This is a genomic window from Prevotella sp. P3-122, assembly GCF_002251365.1.
GTDB lineage: Bacteria > Bacteroidota > Bacteroidia > Bacteroidales > Bacteroidaceae > Prevotella.
Genome location: NZ_NPJH01000024.1, coordinates 176,724 through 200,965 on the forward strand (window position 1 = coordinate 176,724; position 24,242 = coordinate 200,965).

The 24,242-nt window shown below is 47.6% G+C and carries 18 protein-coding genes; all 18 read right to left on the minus strand.

Going from position 1 to position 24,242, the window contains the following annotated elements; all coding sequences use genetic code 11:
- Positions 1-25 precede the first annotated feature (25 nt).
- The gene (locus tag CIL02_RS04890) at positions 26-1,576 is read right to left on the minus strand and encodes a ribosomal protein L7/L12 (RefSeq protein WP_094399519.1); all 1,551 of its coding nucleotides are present in this window, start codon (positions 1,574-1,576) and stop codon (positions 26-28) included.
- A 101-nt stretch (positions 1,577-1,677) separates the two neighbouring features.
- On the minus strand, positions 1,678-3,420 hold the full coding sequence (locus CIL02_RS04895) for a GNAT family N-acetyltransferase (RefSeq protein WP_094399521.1): 1,743 nt from the start codon (positions 3,418-3,420) through the stop codon (positions 1,678-1,680).
- Between the two features lie 6 nt (positions 3,421-3,426).
- Positions 3,427-3,603 carry a hypothetical protein gene (locus tag CIL02_RS16265; protein WP_170935015.1) on the minus strand — a complete coding sequence of 59 codons (177 nt, stop codon included), beginning with the start codon at positions 3,601-3,603 and terminating at the stop codon, positions 3,427-3,429.
- A 13-nt stretch (positions 3,604-3,616) separates the two neighbouring features.
- Entirely contained in the window at positions 3,617-4,531 is a 915-nt protein-coding gene (locus CIL02_RS04900) for a M48 family metallopeptidase (RefSeq protein WP_094399523.1), read from the minus strand.
- A 3-nt stretch (positions 4,532-4,534) separates the two neighbouring features.
- The gene (locus CIL02_RS04905; protein WP_094399525.1) at positions 4,535-5,362 is read right to left on the minus strand and encodes a M48 family metallopeptidase; all 828 of its coding nucleotides are present in this window, start codon (positions 5,360-5,362) and stop codon (positions 4,535-4,537) included.
- Positions 5,363-5,418: 56 nt separating this feature from the next.
- Complete coding sequence (locus CIL02_RS04910; protein ID WP_094399527.1) at positions 5,419-6,135, minus strand: UpxY family transcription antiterminator; 717 nt, start codon at positions 6,133-6,135, stop codon at positions 5,419-5,421.
- 713 nt (positions 6,136-6,848) lie between these two features.
- Positions 6,849-7,841, minus strand: coding sequence for a DUF445 domain-containing protein (locus CIL02_RS04915; protein WP_158215498.1), 993 nt, complete (start codon positions 7,839-7,841; stop codon positions 6,849-6,851).
- 14 nt (positions 7,842-7,855) lie between these two features.
- Entirely contained in the window at positions 7,856-10,612 is a 2,757-nt protein-coding gene (locus CIL02_RS04920; protein ID WP_094399531.1) for an AAA domain-containing protein, read from the minus strand.
- Between the two features lie 3 nt (positions 10,613-10,615).
- Positions 10,616-14,458: a type I restriction endonuclease subunit R gene (locus CIL02_RS04925; protein ID WP_094399533.1), complete on the minus strand. Its 3,843-nt coding sequence runs from the start codon at positions 14,456-14,458 to the stop codon at positions 10,616-10,618.
- Between the two features lie 28 nt (positions 14,459-14,486).
- On the minus strand, positions 14,487-15,485 hold the full coding sequence (locus CIL02_RS04930; protein ID WP_094399535.1) for a virulence RhuM family protein: 999 nt from the start codon (positions 15,483-15,485) through the stop codon (positions 14,487-14,489).
- 169 nt (positions 15,486-15,654) lie between these two features.
- Complete coding sequence (locus CIL02_RS04935; RefSeq protein WP_094399537.1) at positions 15,655-17,958, minus strand: N-6 DNA methylase; 2,304 nt, start codon at positions 17,956-17,958, stop codon at positions 15,655-15,657.
- A gap of 25 nt (positions 17,959-17,983) precedes the next feature.
- Positions 17,984-18,238: a helix-turn-helix transcriptional regulator gene (locus CIL02_RS04940; protein ID WP_094399633.1), complete on the minus strand. Its 255-nt coding sequence runs from the start codon at positions 18,236-18,238 to the stop codon at positions 17,984-17,986.
- 141 nt (positions 18,239-18,379) lie between these two features.
- Positions 18,380-18,796 carry a glycoside hydrolase family protein gene (locus CIL02_RS04945; RefSeq protein WP_094399635.1) on the minus strand — a complete coding sequence of 139 codons (417 nt, stop codon included), beginning with the start codon at positions 18,794-18,796 and terminating at the stop codon, positions 18,380-18,382.
- Positions 18,797-18,892: 96 nt separating this feature from the next.
- Complete coding sequence (locus tag CIL02_RS04950; RefSeq protein WP_094399539.1) at positions 18,893-21,082, minus strand: type IV secretory system conjugative DNA transfer family protein; 2,190 nt, start codon at positions 21,080-21,082, stop codon at positions 18,893-18,895.
- Positions 21,083-21,164: 82 nt separating this feature from the next.
- Entirely contained in the window at positions 21,165-22,073 is a 909-nt protein-coding gene (locus CIL02_RS04955) for a fimbrillin family protein (protein WP_094399541.1), read from the minus strand.
- Between the two features lie 66 nt (positions 22,074-22,139).
- Positions 22,140-22,793 (minus strand): DUF1566 domain-containing protein, encoded by a 654-nt coding sequence (locus CIL02_RS04960; protein ID WP_170935016.1) that lies wholly within the window; start codon positions 22,791-22,793, stop codon positions 22,140-22,142.
- Positions 22,794-22,801: 8 nt separating this feature from the next.
- Positions 22,802-23,275: a hypothetical protein gene (locus tag CIL02_RS04965; RefSeq protein WP_240513529.1), complete on the minus strand. Its 474-nt coding sequence runs from the start codon at positions 23,273-23,275 to the stop codon at positions 22,802-22,804.
- A gap of 104 nt (positions 23,276-23,379) precedes the next feature.
- Complete coding sequence (gene traN / locus CIL02_RS04970; RefSeq protein ID WP_094399545.1) at positions 23,380-24,225, minus strand: conjugative transposon protein TraN; 846 nt, start codon at positions 24,223-24,225, stop codon at positions 23,380-23,382.
- Between the last annotated feature and the right edge of the window lie 17 nt (positions 24,226-24,242).

Here is a 24,242-nt window from a genome sequence, read left to right on the forward strand (position 1 = left end):
TAATTATTTTATTTAACAATTTCTTTTATATAGATTCTCTGATTTCAATCACAGCTTGATACTCTTCAAGTGAATCTTTTAATATTTCCGTAGAATATCTATCAATTTTGCTTGCGATTAATACTGGGGTGTTGTCAACAAGGCGTTTTGCTTCTGGAATATTTAACCCAAGTTTTTCCATAAGAACTTTAGCGACAAGTAATTTTGCTGGACCACAGTCTATCAAATACATGTCATATTTTGAAGTCATATTGACACGATTGGTTTCACTTTGTTTATTGCAATCTGTTTCTGCAAAAGATTTTTGTGAAAAACGGAATTCACCTGTCAAAGCACTACACGCGAACCATGGATTTTGCTGCATTTTTGTTATTTCATAAACATACGAAGAAACCTTATTGAAATAGGAAACTATATCGATATCCTTTATTTCCAACATCTTCAAAAGTCCAATAGTATAAGGACTATTAGATGCGATACTGTCAGTTCTGTCATAAGCGACCTCGTTTGGACTGGTTGCGTAAGCAATAATTGTACCCTTAGGTCCATTCATTACCCCAAGACCTTTATAAGAATCACCTTTATACCAACTACGTGTAAAAGGATTGACTCTACAAGCATCTAAAACCAAGACTTTCAGATTACAATTAGCGTCTTCAAGTTTTGATAGAATATACGATGCTTTGTTACAATTGTAGTCAATATCTGAAGGCGAATTTAAGTCGGCATCAATAGGTACTAGATAGTTTTCACCATTGTATTGTAATCCGTGACCCGAATAAAACACATAGCCCACTTCTGCATTGTGTGACATACGACAAAAATCATTCAGACCTTCGTCAATTTCTCTCTTTGTCGCGTTACGTATTATTTTGATATCAAACCCCATTGCCTTCAGTTTCTCTCCAAGAGCATTAGCATCATTTATGCAATTTTTCAATTTTGTGGGCTTATAATCGCAATTTCCAATTAATAATGCTTTCTTCTTCCCTAAAGAAGCTGAATTCGTCACATTTTGCACATTATCAACATATATGGGTGTGATGACAGTTTGAGGTGTACATAACATATCGCTGATATTGATATCAGTCTTCTTGATACCTCTTAAAAGAATCCCCACATTATCTCCTTTTTTAGCTTCGTCAACTAACTGTCTAAAAAACTCAATACCAGAAACCACGACAGGTGTATTTCTACCGTTATGAGTCAACAAAGAGAGTGTGTCACCAACTTTGACATTTCCTGACGACACCTCACCTGTTACAACAGTACCCCGTCCAGCTATTTCAAAAATATCGTTAACGATAAAGGTAAATTCTCCAGAATTAATGCCAACAACCCATAATCCATTACAATAATAAGGATTATCATTATAAAATGCATCCAGTACTAGGACATCAAATCCGTTTTGAGATTTATTGAAACTTATTACAGACGCAATATTATCACCACCATTTTTCCCTAATAGTCTAACCGATTGCCTTGGCTTAATAAAACCAGACAACAACCGTCCTCTAACCAACATAGAACCGCTTGCGCCTCTTATGTCATGTGCATGAAAAATAAATGTACTCATATATTATCTTGATTTTTCTTATTTCTGATGCAAAATTAAGCGTTTTTGATTTGTATTACAATTATGCACACTTATTTACACTGTCATCTTCACATCTGTATTCAGGAAGTTTGTAACTCAGTGTTATTGTTCTGATAGAAGTACAAGAAGCTGAGCGTCTGTTCTTCCTTGACTTTATACCCACAACGTTCCAACACCTTTTGAGAAGCAATGTTATTCAAATCCACTTCGGTATGAAGTTCGTTGGTGAGCTTTGTGTCACATATATATTGAGTGGCCAATCTCACGCTTTCTTGCATGTAACCTTGATTTCTGTACTTGGGGTGCATGGCGAAGAAGATGGTGGGATTGGTTGACAAGTCTATTGTGGCAACGAAACCGATAAGGGTGTCGTGCTTCCTGATTCCCCAAAGGATGCCTTCGTTCTTTGACAGATAAGTATGGAAGGACATCAGTATCTGTTTGATGTCGTCGTCTGTTTGGGCAATGTCACAGAGATCAGGCAGGTATCGTTGGGTATCTGCATCTGAGAATATGATTCTCAGTGCAGAGATGTCGTTTTCTCCTATTTCATTCAGCGTGATATGATCAGACTGCAATGTGGGGACGGATGGCTTTGTGAGCATACCGCGCTCTGCCATTTCGCAGAACAGGAACATGTGTAACTGATGGTAGAGCCTTTCGTTGTGGCAAAGGAAGTCCCATAGGTCATCTGTGTATTCGATAGAGGTCAGGCACATATTGCACATTCTGACTGCCGGACAATAGGTACATCGGTTCTCACGCTTGCGGTAATACTCCTTGATCATCTCATTGGCTTTCTGCCAGTCAATGCCAACGTTGATGCTACCAATGCGGAAGCGGTCGTTGAACTTCTCACATACCGCCAACTGGAGATTGGCATCAATGTACAGTTTGGTGTTGACGGGCATACAGGTGGAGAGAGGTGTGCTTTCCGAGACTTCAAACACTGGTCTGTTCTTCCAATAAGCGACAATCTCATCAAAGAATGTCTGAAGTACCGACCATTCGGGATGCTGCTCGTAAGCATCGAGAAGCTGGATGTATTGTGTCTTCAGCGTTTCCCAATCTTCTTTTGCTACTCCTTGTAAGAAGTTTGGGGTCAATCCGCTGATGTGGGTGGGTGCATAATGCTGCAACACCTCGTCTTCATGCCATGCTTGCGCAATGGGTATCAGCATTGAAACTGATGGCAATGTCATCATCAATACGACCTTAGGGTACTGATTGAATGTGTTGCTATGCAGATACGCCAAAGCATTCCGTACCTTGGTGTATGAGCCATTGCCTTTGGCATCCACTCTGTGTGCATCGTGGAATGGCTGTGTGCCGTCAATGGAGATGGCAAGTTCCACACCATTGTTTACCAACCAATCAATGCGTTCTTCTGTCAACAGCGTGCCATTGGTGGAAACAGAGAAGGTCACATCGTCTTCCCATCGTTGCTGTCCTGCTTGTATGGCATACTGAACTAGAGGATAGTTAACGAGAGGCTCGCCTCCATAGAACGAAATGCGTATAGGCTTTGTGTTTGCCGTCTTGTCGATGAAGTCGTAGATGGCTTGAATGTCGCCCTCACATAGTGTCCGGCTGTTGTGGCTATGGTTGCCCTTATACTCGCCTGAGTAACAGCAATAGGTGCAGCGGAGATTGCATTGCTCTGTCGTGGCAATGATGAACATATAGACCTCTGGCATCGAGGAAAATTCACTCGGAGGCGTAAACGTCCAGGCATAACGGCTGTCATCTACGACACCCTGAACGATTTCGTTGGTCTGCCGTAGATAAGAATAGCTGTTATTATGGAGCGTCGTGATGTTCATCTTTGCTTATCTGTTACCGCATCGTTGAGCTGAGCAATGTCCGCAACTGAGGCAACGGGCTTGACAGGCTGCCATGCCCATAGCCTTGACGGCTTCTCTCTTCAGGTCATTAGCAATCTTGTTGAAGTTGAGAACGGCAAGGATATTATCGTTTGCAGGAAGTGCAAAGGTCTGTGTATTCATACAATGCTATATTTTAACTGTTTACTATCTGATTATAATTCCCATGCTCGTACCAGTCGAGGAGCTTGGCGGCACGGTCAACCAACCAAGGGAACTCAGCGGAACGGATTGTTAGGTTCTTTACTATGACATTGAGCGTGTCAGTGTAGTTCTCATTAAAGTCTCGCGCCTGTTGGATGAAGCCGTCAATGTTTATCTGGTCGTAATACTTCCTCGGAAGTCCGGCTTTCTTAATCATCGTACTGAGTGCTACATTGATGTCCTGACAGCAGAGCAGACCAATGCGGTCGGCTGTATAGTCGGACTTGCGATACCATTCAAACAGAGGGAGTTTGACAAGCGAAGCCCATGCCTTGAAAGTCGGATCTGACATGAAAGGCAAGTAGAACGACATGATGAGCATATGGTACGGTTTGTGACCCGCAGCAAAATGACCCAGTTCATGTCCAAGTGTGAACATCATTTCCCCCTCGGTGAAAAGGTCGGCACTGCCCGACATCATGACGATACGGCGGTGCTTCTCGCCATTGGAGAAATGGTAAGGTCCGTAATACCAATCGGTGGAGTAGGCAGGAATATCTTCAATGCCAAGTATAGCACAGGCTTCGGTGAGCTGTGCATACATCTGCGGCAGGCTTTCGGCTGTAATGTTTATACCTTCACCTTGGTTTTCTACCTCGTTGTATGCCTCCTGATATTTGCTGGTGGTGGCAGCGAGGAAATCCTTGAAGGTATAGTACTCCACATCTGCCTTGAATATCTCGTACCACGTCTTCAGGTCATGGTCAAGCGGGTGCTTGGCTATCTCACATATGAAGTCCCACTTTGACAGGTAGGGCACCTTCAGACTGTTTAGCCATTCCACCTTCTTCTTGTCATCGGGATGCATGACAGAAGAGAAGTCGATATTGTGCAATCTCTTTCTCATGGGCTATCTGATATAACGGCGTGTTACGAAACGTCCATATTCTCCGCTGTCAATCCACTTCAACAGCTCGGCCGAGCGCATCACTGTCCAAGGATGGGTCTCGTCGGCGATTGAGAGAAACTTGACTACTTTATTCATTCCCTCATAATCGAGCATCTTGAAGTCGCGTGCCTGTTGGATGAAGGTCTCTGGACGGATGTTGTTGAACTCCTTGATGGGGAGACCTGCCATCTTAATGAAGGCTCGTGTCATGGCATCGGTGTCCTGACAGCACATCAGACCGGCACGGTCGGCTGTGAACTCCGACATTCGGCTCCAATAGTAGAGGGCGAACTGCAAGCCGCTGGCAACCAGACTTCCACCGGGGATTGTATCTATTCCCCAGTTAATTACTTGTGCCATAAGGTGATACAACATGTGCTGCGACTTGATGTGTCCGACCTCGTGGCCTATAATGAAGAGTATCTCGTCATCATCACAAAGATCTATCAAACCAGAGTTGAGAACTATTATAGGATTCTCAGCTCCAATGGTACAGGCGTTGATGTCATAGCCCCAAGTGATATACAGTTCAGGAACTTGCTGCAGGTCGAGAATGCGACATGCTTCCACAAGATACTCGTATATCTTGGGATAGTTGTCCTTCGTGACCTTCAGGTTACTACCCGTATATTGAATGTTATACACTCGCTCGATGAAGTTGGATGTCACCCATTTGCAAGCCGTGGTAAGGAACGGGATGCTTTCCAGTTTCTCCAAGGCGGCTCTGTCTAATGGGTGCTCGTACTGACTATGGTCGAGACCTGTGAGTATCTGTTTGTTGTGTATCATAATGCTGTCTTTTTCGTATGAATATTATTCCTTCAACACTGTAGAGGAGTGGGCAACTATCCCTGTTCTATCAAGTCATCTTCAATTTTCTCCATAAAATCACTGGGAATATAGGCTGTAAGCACATATCCGATGCCGTTCAACTCTACAGCGATGCGTTGCTGACCTGCAGCTCTCACAACCTGACCGACAACGCCCTTGAAGTCGCCACACACAACTTTGAAATAATCACCGCTCTTGAAATGGCAACGGTCTTTCGATGTGGCCAAGATATGTTCATTCTTTGTTTCCACAACGTTTATGAATGACTTCATCCTGTCATCAGGGATAGTTATAGGTGGATTGAGCTGGGTGTCTGGCTCAATGGGCTTTGTCTTGTCGGTATAGTATTTCAAGAAACCTGCTGTCTTGGCTGGCTGCTTGACAAAGTCGTGAGTCCGCTCACGGGTCATATAGGCAAAAACAAGACCGGGAAGGAGAGACTCCTTACGCAGCCTCTTCTTCCCAGCTATTTCTACTTTCTGATAACGCTTGGGGATATAGTACAGTATATCTGCCTTCTTGAAAGCATCAACAACATCCTTGGTGTGTCCGTACAAGATACGAAGTACAAACCACTCGTGATTTTCCTTAGACACAAAGTCCGAGGTGACCCCTGTATGGGAGTTCTCTGCCTCTGGGCTTTGAACTTTGGGGGAGACGTTGGAGGTAAGTCCAGCGTGAGAGGTTTTATTCCCGCCTCGTCGGGTGTTCACATTAGGCAATGTGTCCATCTTTACGTATCGTTTTAAATAATCAATACCGACAGGAAGGTCTAAAACTCCATCTGCTGCTGAAACTGACTCCAACAAATGAACGTCGATTATATGTACGAAAAAGACATACCCGAAAGTTGTCTCCGTGCATATTTTCTCATCGCGTCAAGGTGGCATCTCGCCATCGTTATATATCAGTCCCATGCTATTGACCCTGTTTATCGTTTTTATGGGTCGCAAACACAGTATGTTGTTATCATCCTTCAATCTGTCACAACAATTTTAATATGCTGCTCCTTGATGCAGAAAGCAAAGGTTTACTACTACAACTAGTCGCAAAAGCATAGTTTGTTCAAATGCAAAGGTAGTAATTATTTCCCAATTACGTGATAACAACTGAAAAGAAAATCTTCAAAAATCTTAAAATTAACGGAAATTAACCAAGAAAATTACCAAAATACCGATTTTTTGTGTATGTAAATGCGCCAGATAATACCAAATATCGGCTCGATAATCACTGTATAGCACTAAATAGTCATAAAACACGCCATTTACTCGACGGTTGTCAATAGCCCGAAAGCCGCACACTTAAAAACTCGTTTTTCAGAGAAGATATACTTCATCCCGCAGAGAAGATATACTGATATGGAAAGTTAGTAATACCATGGGCAGGTATGTACAGATAAATGGCAAAGTATGTGCACATCTTTGGCCAAGTATCTGCACATACTTTATTGGAGGACTTGAAAGAGGGTGTTCAGGCTTCCCATAATCAGACCAAGCAAGGCTCCCAACCACACGATGGCTTTCAGCTCCTTGTCCATCACCTGAAATATGAGTTTCTCTGTTTCCTTGACATCCATCTCGTTGATGCGCTCACGAACGATCTTGCTGATGTCGATGGATTCAAGAATTCGTGGAAGGTGTTCGCTGATAACAGTGCGGTAGATGGACTCTGTGGTATTCACGGCTTGGTTCAGTTGCTCATCGTGACCTTTGAGTAATTTACAGACAGGGGTAGTCAAGAAACTGTCCACCTCTCCGTCTATCATATTGGACACGATTTCTGCTCCGTTGTTTTTCAGCATGTCATTGATATGCTTGGCAAGGAAATGCTCTGCAGGCTCCCGCAAAAGTCCCAAGAACTTGGCAACGATGCTGCCACCAAACAATCCTGCCGCCATGCCTTTTATGCCACCTATAGCTCCACTGATACCCGAAAGCAGTTCCTGAGCACCATCGATGCTGAACTTGTTAGCCAAATGGTCGATGGCAATATGTGCCACCTTATCTCCCACGGAAGAGTCTGACAGTTTGCTATAAGTCTGTTTCGTGATACTCTCATTGATACTGTTGGATATAGCGGCAATCTCTTCTTCTGACAGATAATGTCGCAAGAATTCACGGACTGTCTCTCTATTCCGTTTTTGCGTGTCGATAAAATCCATCACTGCGTCACGGAGCTTCCCTATCATATCTTCAGACAATAGGTATTTCTCCAGCACCTCCTTATTCATAAGGTTTTCGCTTATCACCCCACCAATAGCCTCCGCTATGCGTCCCTTCTCCTTGGGGATGATGCCCGGAGTAAACGGCACGTGCCATCCCATGATATATTTCGCCTTGTGCGGATGGAACAGCATGCGTATGGCAATATCATTCGTTATGTAACCTATGAGTCCTCCGAGACAAGGAGCAACTATGTATGACATCTGTATATCCATATACATTATTATTTTTAATAAACACAATTAGTTAGTTGTTCAATGATTCTCTCCCCTTCACCGCTCCCTTTTGTTGACAGCCGTAGCAATGGAAGGGAATAGAGGGCAAAGATGTGGTCTTTCATTTTGTCACGTTGATGCTGTTCCGTCGCATCGTTGTGGAAGGAATAGCCGTCTGTCTCAATGGCAAGCACAGGCTTTTTGCTGATGCTGTTGATGACGAGGAAATCGACATGGGTGTTGTAGTTGCCTGCGTATGCCAGTTCCTCCTGCGACATAAGGGATGTGTCCTTGATAATCTGTCGGAGCGGTATGTGGCAAAGCACTTTCAGGCTGGAGAAACGGCTGTCAGAGGTGAGTATGTCGTTGATTAGATGATAGGTCATGTTCTCTGAGGCATACTCCGAGATTTGCGGCAAACGTTCGAGCATGGTCATTCGCTCTGCCGTATATTGCTCATAGAGATAGTCGAAGATGGAGGCTATCTTGCTGTCGGTGACGGTGCAGTTGTTGTAATGGATGTAGTCAAGCAAGTCCATGATGTTGCCGTGGTTCTCCTGTTCGTTGCCTGTCATCACAAGGCAGAACTTCTTCTTGGCACGCGAGACAGCCACATTCAGAATGTTGGCATCATCGGCAAATGGAGTAATCTGGTTATCTACCACACTCATGATGATGGCATCCTTTTCCCGACCTTGAAACTTGTGTACAGTGGCGGCATCCAATTCTGGCATCTGACTGTGGATTTGTTTGACCTGATTGTTGTATGGCGTTACTATGCCTATGTCGTCATACTCCCTCAGTGAGGGAAGTACTTCCTCACGCACTACATCTATCTCACGCTGGTTATACTGTGCCGTGGCATGGTTGCCCTTTCGGGTAAGAAAGGCACAAAGCACATCCTCCTCACCATGGTCGTGGGTCATGATGAGCAAATTGCCTCCATAGAACTTCTGATTGCAGAAATTGATGATGCGAGGATGGCATCGGTAGTGTTCACGGAGCATGGTCTCGGGCACATTCCTGATGACAGTACGGACGGACTCCAAGAAACTGTTCTTGGCACAGTCATACCCCTCTGGGATATGGTATTGCTCCATGATGGCAGTCAGTTTGGTCCGGTCTTCATCCGTCACCACATTAGGCAGTTGGAGCGCATCGCCGACTATCACGGCATTGTTTGCACAAGTAAGAGCCAAGGCACCAGTCTCTATCGACACCTGTGAAGCTTCGTCCATGATGATGTAGTCGTATGGCTTGTCACCAAAGACGCACGAACGGGCAGAGAAGGTGGTGCTCAGCACTACGGGGTAGCGTTTCAGGAAATCCTCGCCGTGAGCTTTCATGTCCTTGGTGTCCTTGAAGAGGACGCTTTCCTTTTTGGCATATCTGCCATGGAGAGAGGCTTTGAACAGTGTCATGGAAGTATCTGTCAAGGTCTTCGTCAGCAGGTCAGCATCGTAGGTGGATAGTTCCTGCCTGATAGTCTCTAAGCGTTCTTCTATCTCTATGCGTCGGTTGAGATAATAAAGAGTCTGAAGTTCTATGACCAACGGCTTCATGTCTGACTGTTCAAACTTGCCTGGCAGCCTCAGCCTGTATCGGCATATCATACGCATCCAAAGCGATTTCAATCCCTCCGTTATCCTTGACCAAAGTCCATCGGGGGCAATGAGTGTTCCGTCTGCCTTGGACTGGTAGTGAAGCCATAGCCTTATGATAAGGGATGACTGCACCCTTCTCTCCAACGGTGTATGTTCATCAATGCCATTATCCATACAAAAGTGCCGCCATTCCAAATCAACGCTTTGCTGTTCCTGGCGCAGCATGGCATCCTCGTTCAATAGCGCATACACCTTATCAAGACTTCTGAGCGTATCATGCAACGTACTTTTCATTCTCATCCCATCCTGCATGGGACAAGACCACGATGAGACCTCCGTAGGAACCAATGTCTGTTGGCTGATGAAGAGTTCCTTGTTCTCCTTGCTGCCAAGCGGTGCCACGATGAATGCGAGACCGTATTTCTCCAACTTCTCCTGCACATTCGTTATGGCAGAGTTGTTGTTTGACACTACAAGCACCGTTTCCCCTTTCCTCACGATATTGGCAATGACATTGAGGATGGTCTGGGTCTTTCCTGTTCCCGGAGGACCTTGCACCACGCTCACCTGATGCTCGAAGGCTGCTGCCACGGCTTTCTTCTGACTGGCATTGCAGCCAAACGGGTATATCAAATCCTTGTGGCTGAGTTTCCTCACCTTGTGCTTGTCGGGATTGATGTAGCAAGCCGCTGCGGTCTTGTCATCAATGAAATCCACCTTCTCGTATATCTGCGACAGTATGCCCTCCTTGTCCTCTTCTTTCCGAAGCGGATTGATGGCTGCCACCTGTTTGAGGTAGGCATAGGTGTTCATTGATGTTTCTTCGTCCAAACAGGTCTTGACTACGTTGAGCTGTCCTTCAGCATACTCTCCCTCATATCCGCTGCGGTATTTGATTCGCCAATAATTATTCTGTCCAGCTTCAAACTGCCATATCTCCGTGACATCCGTTTGTAGGCGACCACCTCGATACACCTTGCACAGTTCTGGTACAAGCCATTGGGGATTGGTGAGCCATACCACCTTGTCTGCACTATATGTATAGGACTTCGGATTGTTCTTGAAAGAGACACGAAAAGCATTGGCACCCAACTTACTGATGGATGCTATCTGCAATGTCTTCAACTCTCCGTTCAGGAGAATAAGCGATTTGGTGAGGTCTTGCATGGTCTATTCCTGAATGTTCTCCACCTTGCACACGAAAGGCAAGTAGCGGTTGCTGCCTCTACGCTGAGCCTTCAGAATGTCATACGCTCCGATGTCGGACATTGCGGACGGATCGTATTCTATCAGCAGGAACTGCTTGGCTTCTTTTTCCTGTCTGAGCATGAAACCTTCGGGAACATCAGCACGACTTACCAACTGTGTCGGGGCAGTGAGGGCAAAAGGCTTTGCCTCGCTGTTCTTCCAATAATGGAACATGATGTATCTGACGCTCTGATATGCCTTGACGGCTTCCTCCGAAAGGTTCGCCTCCTTGATGCCGAGTGCTATGCGCCCTGCCTTCTCTGTCTTCTCTCTCGCTGCCGGCGATATGGCATACATCAGCACAAGGTCGAGAGTACCTGCAAGCAGGTCACATTTCTTGGTGTTTCTCAGGCGCACCTCCAAACTGCCGTAGATAAGAATGTCTTCGGCCACCATTGCCACATTTCTCTCTTCCTGTGGCAGAACATATTTTGGAGCAGAAGGCTTGCCGGGCCTTGCAGGAGTTTGGTTGCTCTTGTAGTTTACCACCTGTTCCATCACGCCGTTGACAGTCTCGTTGTTCCACTGCGGAGGATAACCGTTCTTGAACAAGAGTATTTTCAGGTCATTGTCCAACTTGCTCTTCAGATTGACGTTGTTCAGGAAGTCGGCATATACGGTGGAACCATCCACCTGTTGCTTGATTTTCTTCGCCAGTTCCTTGCATCGTTCGTCGGAATACTCAAAGCCTTTCTCGTCGCGCATCTTGACGAGTATGTCATAAAATGCCTTTTCCTCAAAGGAGATGCCGAGCCGCTCAAAGCTCTTCTTGTCATCGTCCAGTTCCCGCATGATGTCAATCAGCTGGTCGCTGAGGGCATTGACACGCTCATCCACCATCTCGCTGATGCGGCTGATGGTAGATGTGGCTACCTCGTTGGCGTATTCACGGTTGTTGTATTGGTCTATCACCTGTTGCAGCAACTTGTCATACACCTCAGCACGGGTGCGGTTGGTCTTGCCGTATTCCTTGATACTCCTCCTCAGCAGTTTGACAAGCATTTCAAAACGGGTGTTGGGGAGGGTCACTTTCTCCAATTCCTCCTTGAATTCCTCGCTGTAGATGTCTTCCGTGCCGCCGTTTCTTTCCAATACGATTTCCACGCTGCTGCATCCGATGGCTTCCTTCACCATCTGTTCCACATGGCGATTCATTGACTGCACGCTATGCTGCGTGTCGGTCATCTTGCCGAGGAAGCCCGCTATTCCCATCATGCACTGTGCCCACTTTGCCTCTTCGTCCTGTATCAGTGGATGCCCCTTTGCGTCCAGTGCGTTCTTGACGATGTTGTAGGCACTGCGCATTCTCTTGACATGCCCCAGATACTTTGTCTTCAGGGAGGGATTCTTGGCTGTTCCCTTTGCAGAATGGCTCAGTATGTATTCTGCTGCATTATGCAGGAACTGAAGTCGCTGCATGGCATTGTCAGAGAAGAAAGTATTGAAGTCCAGTCCCTGCACCAGTCCTTTGAGTATGTCCAGTTCATTCTGGAATATGGCGTATGCCGAGGCTTCATCCGACAAGTCTATGGAGTCGCCGTTATAAGTTTTGATGGCCTGCTTCATGTTCTCCCTGATACCGAGGTAATCCACCACCAGTCCGCAGTCCTTTGTCTTGTACCGTCGGTTTACACGGCTGATGGTCTGTATGAGGGTATGCTTCGACAGCGGTTTATCGTTATACAGCACTTTCAGACATGGCACGTCAAAGCCTGTGATCCACATGTCCACCACGATGGCAATCTGGAAGTTGGACTTATCATCCTTGAAGCAGCCTTCCAGCGTCTTTCTGTGGGCATCCGTGCCAAAGGTGTCCCATTCCTCCTTGCTGTCCTTGTTTTTGTCGCGCGTACATACCACATTCAGCAGCTGCACAGCGTCCATGTTGTCCAGTTCTTCTGCCGTAAACTGGCTTTCGTCCATGGCTTTCCGCTTCTCGCCCCATTCAGGACGTAAGGCAAGCATTTTCTTGTAGAGGTTGAAGGCAATGTGACGGTCGTTGCTCACCACCATGGCTTTCTGCACCAGTTCGGGAGCGAGTTCGCAGAGCTGTTCATAGTGCTCCACGATGTCTTTGGCCATACGCTCCAGTCGTTCTTCATTGGCAAGGATGATGTTCATCTGTGTCATGTCTTCCTTACTCTTGTCCACATCCTGGGCGGCAGCTCCTTCCGCCTCGCACTTTCGGTAATATTCCTCCACCTTCTTCGCCTGTTCGCTGTTGAGGAACACACGCGCCAGTCGAGCGTTGTAGGTAATGGGAACGGTAATCTTGTCGTTCTTCGCCTCCTCCATGGTGTAGCGGTCCACCTCCTTGCCGAACACCTGTATGGTCTCCTCAATGGGCGTGCCGGTAAATCCCACGAAAGTGGCATGAGGCAGGGCACGGTGCAACTGCTGGGCAAAGGTTTCCGTAAAGAAGGCACCGACTTTCTCTTTCTGCTCTGCCGATGGTGCCAATGTTTTTCTATCCTTGACCTTGTCGTCCTTGGTGCGGATGCTCATGTTGCTGCCAAGACTCACCTGCGTGCGGTGTGCCTCGTCGCTCAGACAGATGATGTTGGAGCGGTCGGAGAGCCTGCCTTCGCCATCAGCAAATTTGTGTATGGTGGTCACATACAGACCACCGCCGAGGTTCGCCTTCAGTTCCTTGCGCAAATCCTCACGACTGTCGAACACCTTCACGTTCTCATCTTCCAAGTAGGTCTTGGCATTGCAGAACAATCTGCTGCTCTGGTCTTCCAAGTCTGTGCGGTCAACGATGACAATAATCGTCGGGTTGTCCATCTCTGTGGAGTAGCGGCATTTCAGTTGACGGGCAAGGAAGAGCATCGTATGCGTCTTGCCGCATCCCGTCGCACCGAAGTAGGTACCTCCCTTTCCGTTGCCTCCCCGTGAATGGAGCGAACGGAAGATGTGGTCGCGGAGCATTCTGGTGGCAAAGAACTGGGGATAGCGGCATACTATCTCTATCTCCTTGCTTGCCTCTGCCTCATCGGCAAAATAGACATAGTCGCGGAGTATCTCCAGCATTCTTTCCGGTGACAACGCTCCCTTGATGAGCATCTCCATCTCGTCGATGCCCACCCGTCCGTTGGGGTCTTCGTTCTCCACCTTCTTCCATGCGTAGTAATATTCCTCGGGCGTAAACTGGCTGCCCATGCGGGTATTGGCTCCGTCACTGATGATAGTCAGTGCAGCATATTTCATCATGGAGGGTATGTCGCGGCGGTATCTCACGCAAATCTGTTCCCAAGCCGTGCTGATGGTGGCTTCGGGGTCAGCGGGATTCTTCAGTTCCACGACAGCCAAGGGTATGCCGTTCACCATAAGCACGATGTCAGGACGGCGGTTCTCCTCACCCTCCACCATCTCAAACTGGTTGATGCAGCGGAAGATGTGGGCAGTCCCCACGTCGTCAGCGTCGAAGTCGATATACCTCACCTTAAACGCCTCGCTGCCGTCCAACGGCTGATAGTCGTAGCCATCATGGCATACGAGCTTGTGAACGGCGCGTGCCGTGAGGTAGTCGTTGACTCCCGATGTGTTGCGCAGGTTGGCAATCATCTGCTGGTAGTCCAGTGTCGTCAGACCTCTGTCACCATACTTTGCCTGAAGATACGCCATGAGGTCTGGCTCATAGATGGCATCCGTAATCCTCCTGTCTGCCAACTCGCAACCAGGAATATACGACCAGCCCACTTCGGTGAGCCGCTGTATGAAAACCTCCTCGTATTCGCTTTCGTGATACCTTACGTTGACCATGATGATTCTGTTTTTAACTGTCAGATTCTCACTTCTTATTCCCCGTGTTTCTCTTCCCCTTCTTGCCAAGCATCTTGATACTGTCTAAATATGCCTGCTCTACTGGCGAAAGCGTCTTCACTTGATACTTTCGATACTCGGCAAGTGCCTTCTCCATAGCATCCTCATGGCTGACGCTTCCTGTCCCCTGAAGCAAAGGACGACCCGTGGACATCAGGATGGAATCAAGCTGCTTCACATAGTCCATCATATAGACCGGCTTATGCTCCAACGCCATGATTTCCGCAAAGTCAAAATATCCGGAGACGATGTTGTTGAGAACCTTTATCTCTTTTTCATCCAAATAGTTCTTGGCTATCTTTATGTCATTCAAACATGGCAGTTCTCCCTTGAAGGACATCAGTCCCATAAACGGTTTCTCGGCATCGGCACGTTCGTAAATGACCTCGGCAGCGGTATGGCCATGGGCTGCATAATGCAATTTGTTCTGGACAATCTTGAAAAACAAGCGGGAGGCTTCCGTCCGAGGGTCATAGTCAACGCTGGTGGCATAGACATCAAGCACCTGGCGATAAAGCACCTTTTCCGACGAACGGATATCCCTGATGCGGTCGAGCAGTTCCTTCCAATAACTGCCGCCGCCAAGGTTTTTCAGCCGTTCGTCATCCATGGTGAATCCTTTTACGATATACTCATGCAGCCGTTGTGTGGCCCATTGCCTGAAGCGCGTGCCTTGAATTGATTTGACACGATAACCAACAGAGATAATGACATCAAGGTTGTAATACTTCACCTCCTTAGACTGCGTTTTCCCTTCTATGGCACCATGTTGAGTGGTTGTTCGGAATTTCCGAACAACCACTTGCTCGTCCAATTCTCCTTCTTTGAAAATATTGGAAATATGCTCACTGATTGTTGATTTGCTCTTATTAAACAAAGAGACTATTTGGTCTTGATTCAGCCAGACTGTGTTGCTTTCAAGTCGCACATCAAGCCTTACTCCCTCATCCGACTGATAGATGACCATTTCGCCCAAATCACCATCGGGGGCATCTTCCCATTTATTTCCGCAATCCAGGCATACATGAAGCAAGCCCTCCGTCTGGATATTACGGGAACCGCACGCTGGACAAACCGGGCATTCGATATTATTATGGATGTTATTATTCATTGCTCGTTATTGTTTTATCTTTTCGTTACTCGGACTCACGTGCAGATTGTGAACGCGTGCGTTCACAATCGTCCGCCTCATGTATGATGTGTTGCATCAGTGCAGGGCAGATTTCACGGCTCAACCGGTCTGCCTCTTCCGCTATGCGCTTTGCCTCCTCAGCACAGTGGTAGATGTTGACAATGGCTCGCTGAACGTCTATCGGGGGAAGGGGGATTCTAATTGCCAAGAAACGAGGCCAATCCAAATTTGCTCGCACACTTGAATCGCTGATAAACCATCCATATCTATCCATCTCGTCCCTCTTGAAAAATAACAGGAAGAACTCAGGTAATATTTTGTTAGTATTCAACTTAAATGTAGTATAAGCAGGAGAAATCAGTATCGGGTTGATGTCATTATACAACGCAATTCTAATACATATATCACGTCCTGTCTGCATACCACTAAACGCAAAATAACCTTTCTTGACGACTTTATATTTGCTAATATCCACACCGGTTAAATCTGCAACTGTGGGCATAAAAGCCTTTGTCTTATTTATTCCACAGACTTCAATTTGTTTGTTGCCAGTATTTCTTTCATCTACTAATTCAATAAAATCACCAATAATATGCAGAGGATAGCTCGAAATGGCGTCAAGAATTGAAACCTCAGACTTTATAGTTTCGAACTTATAATTAAGGTCGCTCATTTTGTTGTGGACATCATCTATAATAGAAATTGTATTATTGATAATATTCTTCTTATGCAATATTACAGACTTATCCTCAAATTTGATATACCTACTTGGCGTGAGGCTCCATCCATTCGCCTCGATCTCGTCGATATAGGCAGCATGATACAGTTCGGGCTTGTCGTATGCCTCCATTTCGGTATAGGTCTGCCAACCGTGGTAGATGTTGCATATGGTCTTAATTTGCTCCTCGTTGAACACCACGAATGTCTTCTTCGACTTGTCGGTCTTGATGGTGCTGTTGTTTTGGTTCCATGTGCGCAAATCCACAAAGAGCACCTCGTTCTCACGGTTGCGCAGCTGCCTGCCATTGCGTATGCCACCCTTCTTGTTCTGATTCAGAATCCAAAGGGTTACGCTCGTATCTGTGGAATAGAACATCTCACGCGGCAGGATGAAGATAGCCTCCACCTTATCGTTACGTATCAGCTGCTCGCGTATGGCCAGTGTGTCTTCATCTTCTAACGCACCGTTGCTCAGCAGGAAACCTGCAATGCCGTTCGCCGTATCGAGGTGATAGAGCATGTGCAGAATCCAGGCATAGTTGGCATTGCTCACAGGGGGTAAGCCATAACCGCTCCAGCGGATGTCCTTTGTCAGCTGCTCCTCAGTGCGCCATGCTTTGAGGTTGAAAGGCGGATTGGCCATGATGTAGTTGGCACGGAGGTCGGGATGCTTGTCGTTGGTGAATGACGATGCATTGCTGTCGCCCAAATGATAGCTGATGCCACGTGCGGCGAGGTTCATCTTTGCCAGACGGTAGGTATCAGGGTCGCTCTCCTGGCCATAGACACTGACATTGCGCTTATTGCCGCCATGCGCCTCGATGAGACGCACACTCTGAACGAACATGCCGCCACTGCCGCAGCAGGGGTCGTAGATGGTGCCGTCGTATGGCTCGATAAGGTGGGCTATCAGCTCCACGATGCTCTGGGGCGTATAAAACTCTCCGTCCTCCTTGGTGGCATTGACGGCAAACTGCTGGAGGAAATACTCATACACACGACCTATGAGGTCGATGTCCTTAAAGTTGCGTGGGTCTATTTTGTTGATGTCATCCATGACACCCTTCAGCACTGACGGTTCCAGACGGGCATTGACAAAGAGGTTGGCAGGAAGGGCATTCTTCAGGTTCTTCTCCGCTTCCATCAGTTGGGTGATGCCGTTATCAAGGGCAATGGCTCGTTCACTGGCTGGCAACGTGACAAGCTGCTCCCAGTTGTAGCCGTCCTGTAAATAGAAAACACCATCCTGTTCAAATGATGACTTGTTTTCCTGCATCATAGTCACGAAGTCACGCTCCTCTGCCGACAGCGCATCCTCTGCCTTGCCCAAATTAGTCAGCACATCGCTCTTGATTTTCTCTTTCTGTTCGTTGAACCGTGAGCAGATGAGACGCAGGAAGACCAGCGTCAGCAGCATGTCGCGCTTGGTGGTCATGTTGGCATTGCCGCGCAACTTGTTCCGACATTCAAAAAGAATGTCTTCCAGATTCTGCTGTTTCTCAGCCTTCTTGGCAGTCTTCCTAGCCTTGGGCTTCTTTTCTTCGGTTTTGGAGGCATTTGCCTCTGCCTTATTTTGTTTCTTTGCCATTATTGTCCTTGATTGTACGATGTAATTACACTAACACACCACCTTTGGGTATTTTCACATAGACCATATTAGGATCTTGGGCAGTGGATTGGAGCAAGTCCTTAACATCCACTTGAAGCACCCTTGCTATTTCAAGAAGCGTTTCAATAGAGGGTTGGGAAGCGTTGGTACACCATTTTGAAACAGTGGCGGGGTCTTTCCCCAACTGTTCTGCAAGCCACTTGTTTGTCTTCTTCTTCTCTGCCAAAACTACCTTTAGCCTGTTGATGTCTTTTGCCATTATGTTCTCAGTTTTACTGTTTAACGATGCAAAAGTAATAAAATTCAGGTAAAAAAAAGAATGTTTAAGTGGTTTTAACTCGCTTTTCCTGCATTTTTTTTGCGTTTTAGGCAATATAATGGAAAATTGGGCACTGTTTTACTATTTCTGATACAACAATAGCAATTCTACCTTTCTACGCTTTCTGATAGATGGAACTACTTTCCCCTTATAGCGGCAGAAGCGGATGTAGTCGTTGTGAATATTTCGGTCGCCGCTTTCTATCTTTTGAACGAGACGGCTTTTCGGGTGGTTGGCGTGCCCCATGAGGGTACCATAACCGACATTATAGGCAAGGGTGGCAAGGAGAAGGCTGTCCTTGCAGTATGAGCGGAACATTTTGCAGAGCTTGCGGAGGTCACGGCGGAGCAGGGCATCGGCTTGTTTTCGGGTAAGTGGAAGACGGAAATGTTCACCGGGCTGGATGCGGTGGCCATATCCGATATAGGGATAATCCTTGGCTTGGTGTAGTCCCTCAAAGAACTTGATGCAACAGACTGCCCGCTCGAATGGGGGCATTTTATAAATGCCGTGACTCTGTGCGGGAGCCACGGCAATGGTGAGGACGAATGTGATGATGGTTATAATGATTCTCACTGCTTTTGATGATTACTTTTAGGTGAGTGTACGAAACTGCTGTATCTCCTTGATCATGGCTTTCACGTCCTCCCCAACCTGAACGAAGTTCTTGTAGAGGATGCGCTCTCGCTCTTCCTTGCTCTTGAACTTATAGAACTTAGGGAGTGGAACATACTCCGATTCCTCCTTCTTGATTTCCGTCATGTCGAAGTCGGTCTTGCAGTAGAACTTGGAGGTCTTGAACTCCTCGCTCTCCTGAATATTCATGCTTCCGTTCATGCCGGTCTTGGTGACTACGAAGTCACGGGCGGTCTGTCCACATATCCAACCTGTGGGCATGTCGGAGATTTTGCTTGCAGGCACAAGGCTGTCCATGTTCTCATTGAGGTTGATGGAGGTCTTGTCACGGTCGATGGTCACACCCTTTTTGAGTTGCACTACTTTACCGAAGATGTCACTCGACAGCCATTCGAGGGTTTCCTTGGCACGAGCCGAACCGCTCACAACATTACCCACGGTGGTGATGATTTTCTGCATACCCACCTTGCCGTAGTCGGCTTCCAACTGCGGTAGCTCCTGGAAGCCCAAAGCCACGCTCACCTTGTTGCTTCGGGCAGTGCCAATCAGTCGGTCGATTTTATGGAAGTATAGGGTCGGCAACTCATCGACGATGATGCTGACAGGCACATTCTTGCCTTGACCTGTATTCACTCTCGTCACGAGGCGGTTGAGAATCAATGCATTGAGCGCACCGATGATGCTTTCCATCTCTGGGTCGTTGGCAATCAGCAGATAGCTCGGATTCTTCGGGTCACTGACCTTCAGGTCGAAGTCATCACCATCCTTGTGGAATATCCAATAACTCTCCTTAGTAGCAAGACGGGAGGTATAGACACGTAAGGTGCCTATCATTCCCTCCAACTGCTCCATCGCCTTGTTGGCAAAGGCGGTCTGGAACGGACCCAGCAAGGGGGCGACCTCATTGTCGGTCTGCAACACCTCGAAGATGGTCTGATAACTCTCATTGAGGAACGACAGAATATGAGGCATGTCGCTGTACTTGCCCAACCAATAGGCGGGCTGCACCTCCATGCCCGAATGGTCGAACACACGTCCTGTGGCTATTAGCCGCTTCGTCTTCGGGTCTTCACGCCGCTCGGCTATCAGCATCTTTCCGTCCTTGTCGTAGGGCTCTTTGCCATAGTTGCAGAAGAAATAGATGCAGGCGGCAAGGAAGTTGACGGCAGAGGTCTGGAAGAACTGGTCGCTGCCACCGCCACCTTCCTTCTTTCCCTTTTGCAGGGATTCCAACAGGGTCTCGGCGGTCTCGCTCGCAGCGGCAAGGTTGTTGATATACTTCAACTGGATAGGGTTCACCCTTCGCGAATACTCCACATCCACAAAGTTGATGATGTTGAACTTCATGCCGTTGGGCATCTTGCTGTCCTTGGCGTTCTTGTTCTTCAGATAGTGATAGTAGAGTTTGGTGGCGAGGGTGGGAAACTTGTAGTCATACACCACCATCGCAAAGCCCTTCTCGCTATGTTGCCTGATGAACGGCTCAATAATGGAGAAGGTCTTACCCGAACCAGGAGTACCCACAACCCATGTGCCACGGAACGGATTGACGATGTTCACCCAGCCCTTGCGGAACTTGCCCTTGTAGTAGTACCTCATGGGGATGTTCACGCTGTACTTGTTCTCCTGCAACTCCCTGCATTGCTCGAAGCTCTCATTCTCGAAGTTGAAGCGGTCTTTCAGCAGTCCTTCCTTCAGGAACTTGGAGATATTGTCGAGGGCGATATGCACCAGCACCACACCGATGATGGAAGTGAGCATGTAGAGCCAAGTGTTTAATCTAAGGGTATAGAGACGGGGCATGATGGAATAGCCGAACAGCCATACCGACAACACAATCAGCAGTACGCCCGACACCAACGGGTAAAGCACCTGCCTACGAGCGTCAAACTCCAGATGTTTTTTGTTTCTCGTCCCCACACAGGTGATACATATCAGCAGGAACGTGGCCACCTTGCTATACACGAGGTTGCCGTCATGGTATATCATCCACCGCTTGATGCGCCCATGGATGTCCGTCACCACGCCGCCCAGGAAGTCCAACTGCTGGGGCTCTAATGCGTAGGCGAAGAACTCCATCAGTATGGAGACATATATCACCGCCCTGAATATCTTGTAAAAACCCTGTAACTCTTTGCTTTCTTCCATTTACTTTTCGATGATGCTTTATGATTGAGTACAAAAGGATGAAGGATGCCACGGTGGACACCCTCCAATCCTCTTTTAAGTTTTATTCGTAGCCGTTGATGGTCTTCTCAGACTCTACTGTCCACGGAGAGATAGTTGCTGATATAACCTCCAGGGTGTTACGCACAGGCTTCAATGAATAGCTGTAGGAATGACCTGCTTTCCACGTGTCGTTTGTGAGGAATACAAAGTTCTCCCCATTACTCAGTTGCAATGTCATGTCCGGCATAACCTGTGCAGGAACATAAAGCGTATATTCCATGTGGTCACTTTGAGGGTCGCCGAAATAATAGGTCGTCACAGACTCGTCACTGCATTCCACCTTTCCGGTCTTGATATTGAAAGTACCGCTGTCAAAATAACCGATGAACGTGAGTAGGCTTCCTGCAAAATCGTTGGTGGTGAAACCGTATTCGGGTGAGGTATAGACCTTGATGATGACACGCACCATCTGATGGGTGAAGTTCAATGTAAGGCTCGGACTGGCGTATGATGCCGTTCCATTGGCAAACAGGAAATCATTGACCTTCTGCTCACTCTGTACTGCTGCTTCCGGCACTTGGAACTCTATGATATCGTTAGTAGGACTTGCCATGTAAGGATAGTAGGCATTGAATGTGTGAGTGTCAGTGTCCGTGAAAAATACCTTGCTGGCTGACACAAATTGATTCGTGCTGCCGTTTCGGGTGAACTTCATGTTGTTGATCATCCCTGTGGAAGAGATGCCAATCATGTCATTGAGTTCCCACTGATTGTCCACGGCTCGTGTGGAGACGGCAGGTTGCAGCATCTCCAGATTTGTGAACACCTGCAGCTGCTTGGTCGATGTGCTGTCGGTCACTACCACCGAACCGCTGCCACCGGGCAGGTAAATCTCATTGACGATGTCTTGGTCACAGGACGTGAGGAGCACGGCTCCAAGTCCCAACATTAGAAACAAATTCTTTTTCATGCTTTTTCTTTTTTAATTGTTGTACTTTGATGATGATACGGGTGATACTTGATGTCTGTATATGGGCTAATCCATTATCGTGATGATGGCTCTCGACTTATGCGGCTGCCATTTGGGAGTCTCCTGTATAGCACCGCTGCCAAGGGAGTAGAGCCATGCCTTGGCGGTCGCTTGTCCTTCTACTTCCGTTGAAGTCCAATACCAACAGTCATCATCCTCATCGGGGATGGGCGTGCCGCCGCATTTCAGGATGTAGGGGTTGATGATGTCCTTGGCATGATAGAGCAGACGCATCTGCGCCACACTGGGGATATAGGCACTCTGACCATAACGCCACAGGTCGAAGACACGCTCAGCCAAAGGCGACTTCACATCGGTCGTACCATAGAGGGCAAAGGTGTTGGCGTTGCCGTCATAGGCGGTGAGGTCACAGGAGGTGTCCTGCTCTACACCGATGCTGTCGGCAAAGGATTCGGGAGCGATGTCCCACAGATAGACGGCATATCCGTTCCCCTCCATCTCTTCCCTCTGGTTGATGTTGAACACCACGGCAATGGCTTGCTTGCCCGATTGCTCGTAGGTTTCGTAGGGCATTACCTTGCCGTCAGTGGTCAATATATGAGTGACCTTCATAGCGGTGTCGGGAAAGTCCTGATGCTCGTCACAGGCAGTCAGCAACACCGTTGCCGCAACTGCAAGAATTGATAATAGCTTCTTCATACGCATAGTCATTTTACAGGAAGTTTCACACCCAAGACAATACCCGTTCTAAACAGGTCTTCGCCCTTAATCATCACGTCGGTCTTCACCTGCCAAAACAGTTTCCAGCCGTGGCGCAAGGTGTAGTTATGTTCATAGCCGAGGTGGATGCCGCCCAAGAACCTGTCGGTATCACTGCCTGCAGATGCTCCGATGCGCATGTTGCCATGGTGGTTGCGTCCCCTCGCCACACAGGGCTTGTAGGCGAAGCCGAAGCCATAACTGCGGTAGTTGCTCCAGAAACTCTCAGGACACACATGACCGCACGAGGCGCACTCGTCCCACTTGATATATCCGTTGGCAAAATACTCCCACGCATTGTGATACTTGGTCTCATGCTCATAGGATAGCGTCACTTCCAGTCCTCGCTCATACAGGCATCCGAAGCCCAAGGATATGCGGTCGCTATTCTGCTGCGCTATTGCTGGAGTCATGCTTGCCATAAAACAGATAACTATCAGCAACAAGGTATGCGCAAGCCTTTTTTTCATTCTACATTGGCTTTCCCTTTGGCCGCCGAACGTTGTTTCTTCACTCTTCATTTTCATCATTCTTCCTCCAACAGTATATGGTTAAACGAATCGGCAGACAGCACATCCTCATAGTCGATGCTGAGCGAGATGGTGCGTCCGCTTATCTGCTTCTCCGACAGCTCGATGGTCAGCACCTTGTCGTTGGGGAAAGTCATCTTCTTCACCACAATCACGTTGCGGTAGCCATACTTGAAGGCCTTTGCATCGTCCAACACAAGGGCTGGGGTCAGTTCAACTATCTGCGCATTGGTAGCCTTGCTCTGCTTTTTGTCCGACAGCTTCACTCTCATCTCGTCGATGTCGAAGCGGATGTTGGTCTTGTTCTCCACGGAGAAGTCGATGAAGAAATATTCGCCCACGCTGTAGATGTTGTTCAGGCGCATCACCATGCGGTGCTTCTTCGTCGCCACATTGCGAAACTTGGCAGCTGATGACCATATCTGACGCGCATACTTGGTCATATCGGCAGTGGACAGGCTCACAGCCGGGTTGTTGTAGGCATTGCGCTCCGAACATTCTATCTCCTTGTCGGTCACCGCCTCCTGCATCCTCGTGGTGTATAGCAAGGCATACTGTGTGCGGTAGCGTTCCGTCACGATGGTCACTATCGCTAATACCTCGCCGTCGGCATACACGTTGTCCTTGGGCTTCAGGCGGATGGTGTTGTTGATGGGTTGGTCGCCCACCACCTTGTCGGTGGATATATCGACAAAGCGGATGGGTTCGGAGGCGGTGATGACGGTGGTCACTTGGTCGTTGACCGTCAGCTGCTCCATCTCTTCATAGGTGGTCTGCGCCTTGGCTGACAACACGCTCAGCCACAGCAACGCACAGATGTTGATTTTCTGAATAATATTCATAATCCTTGATTTTTTGA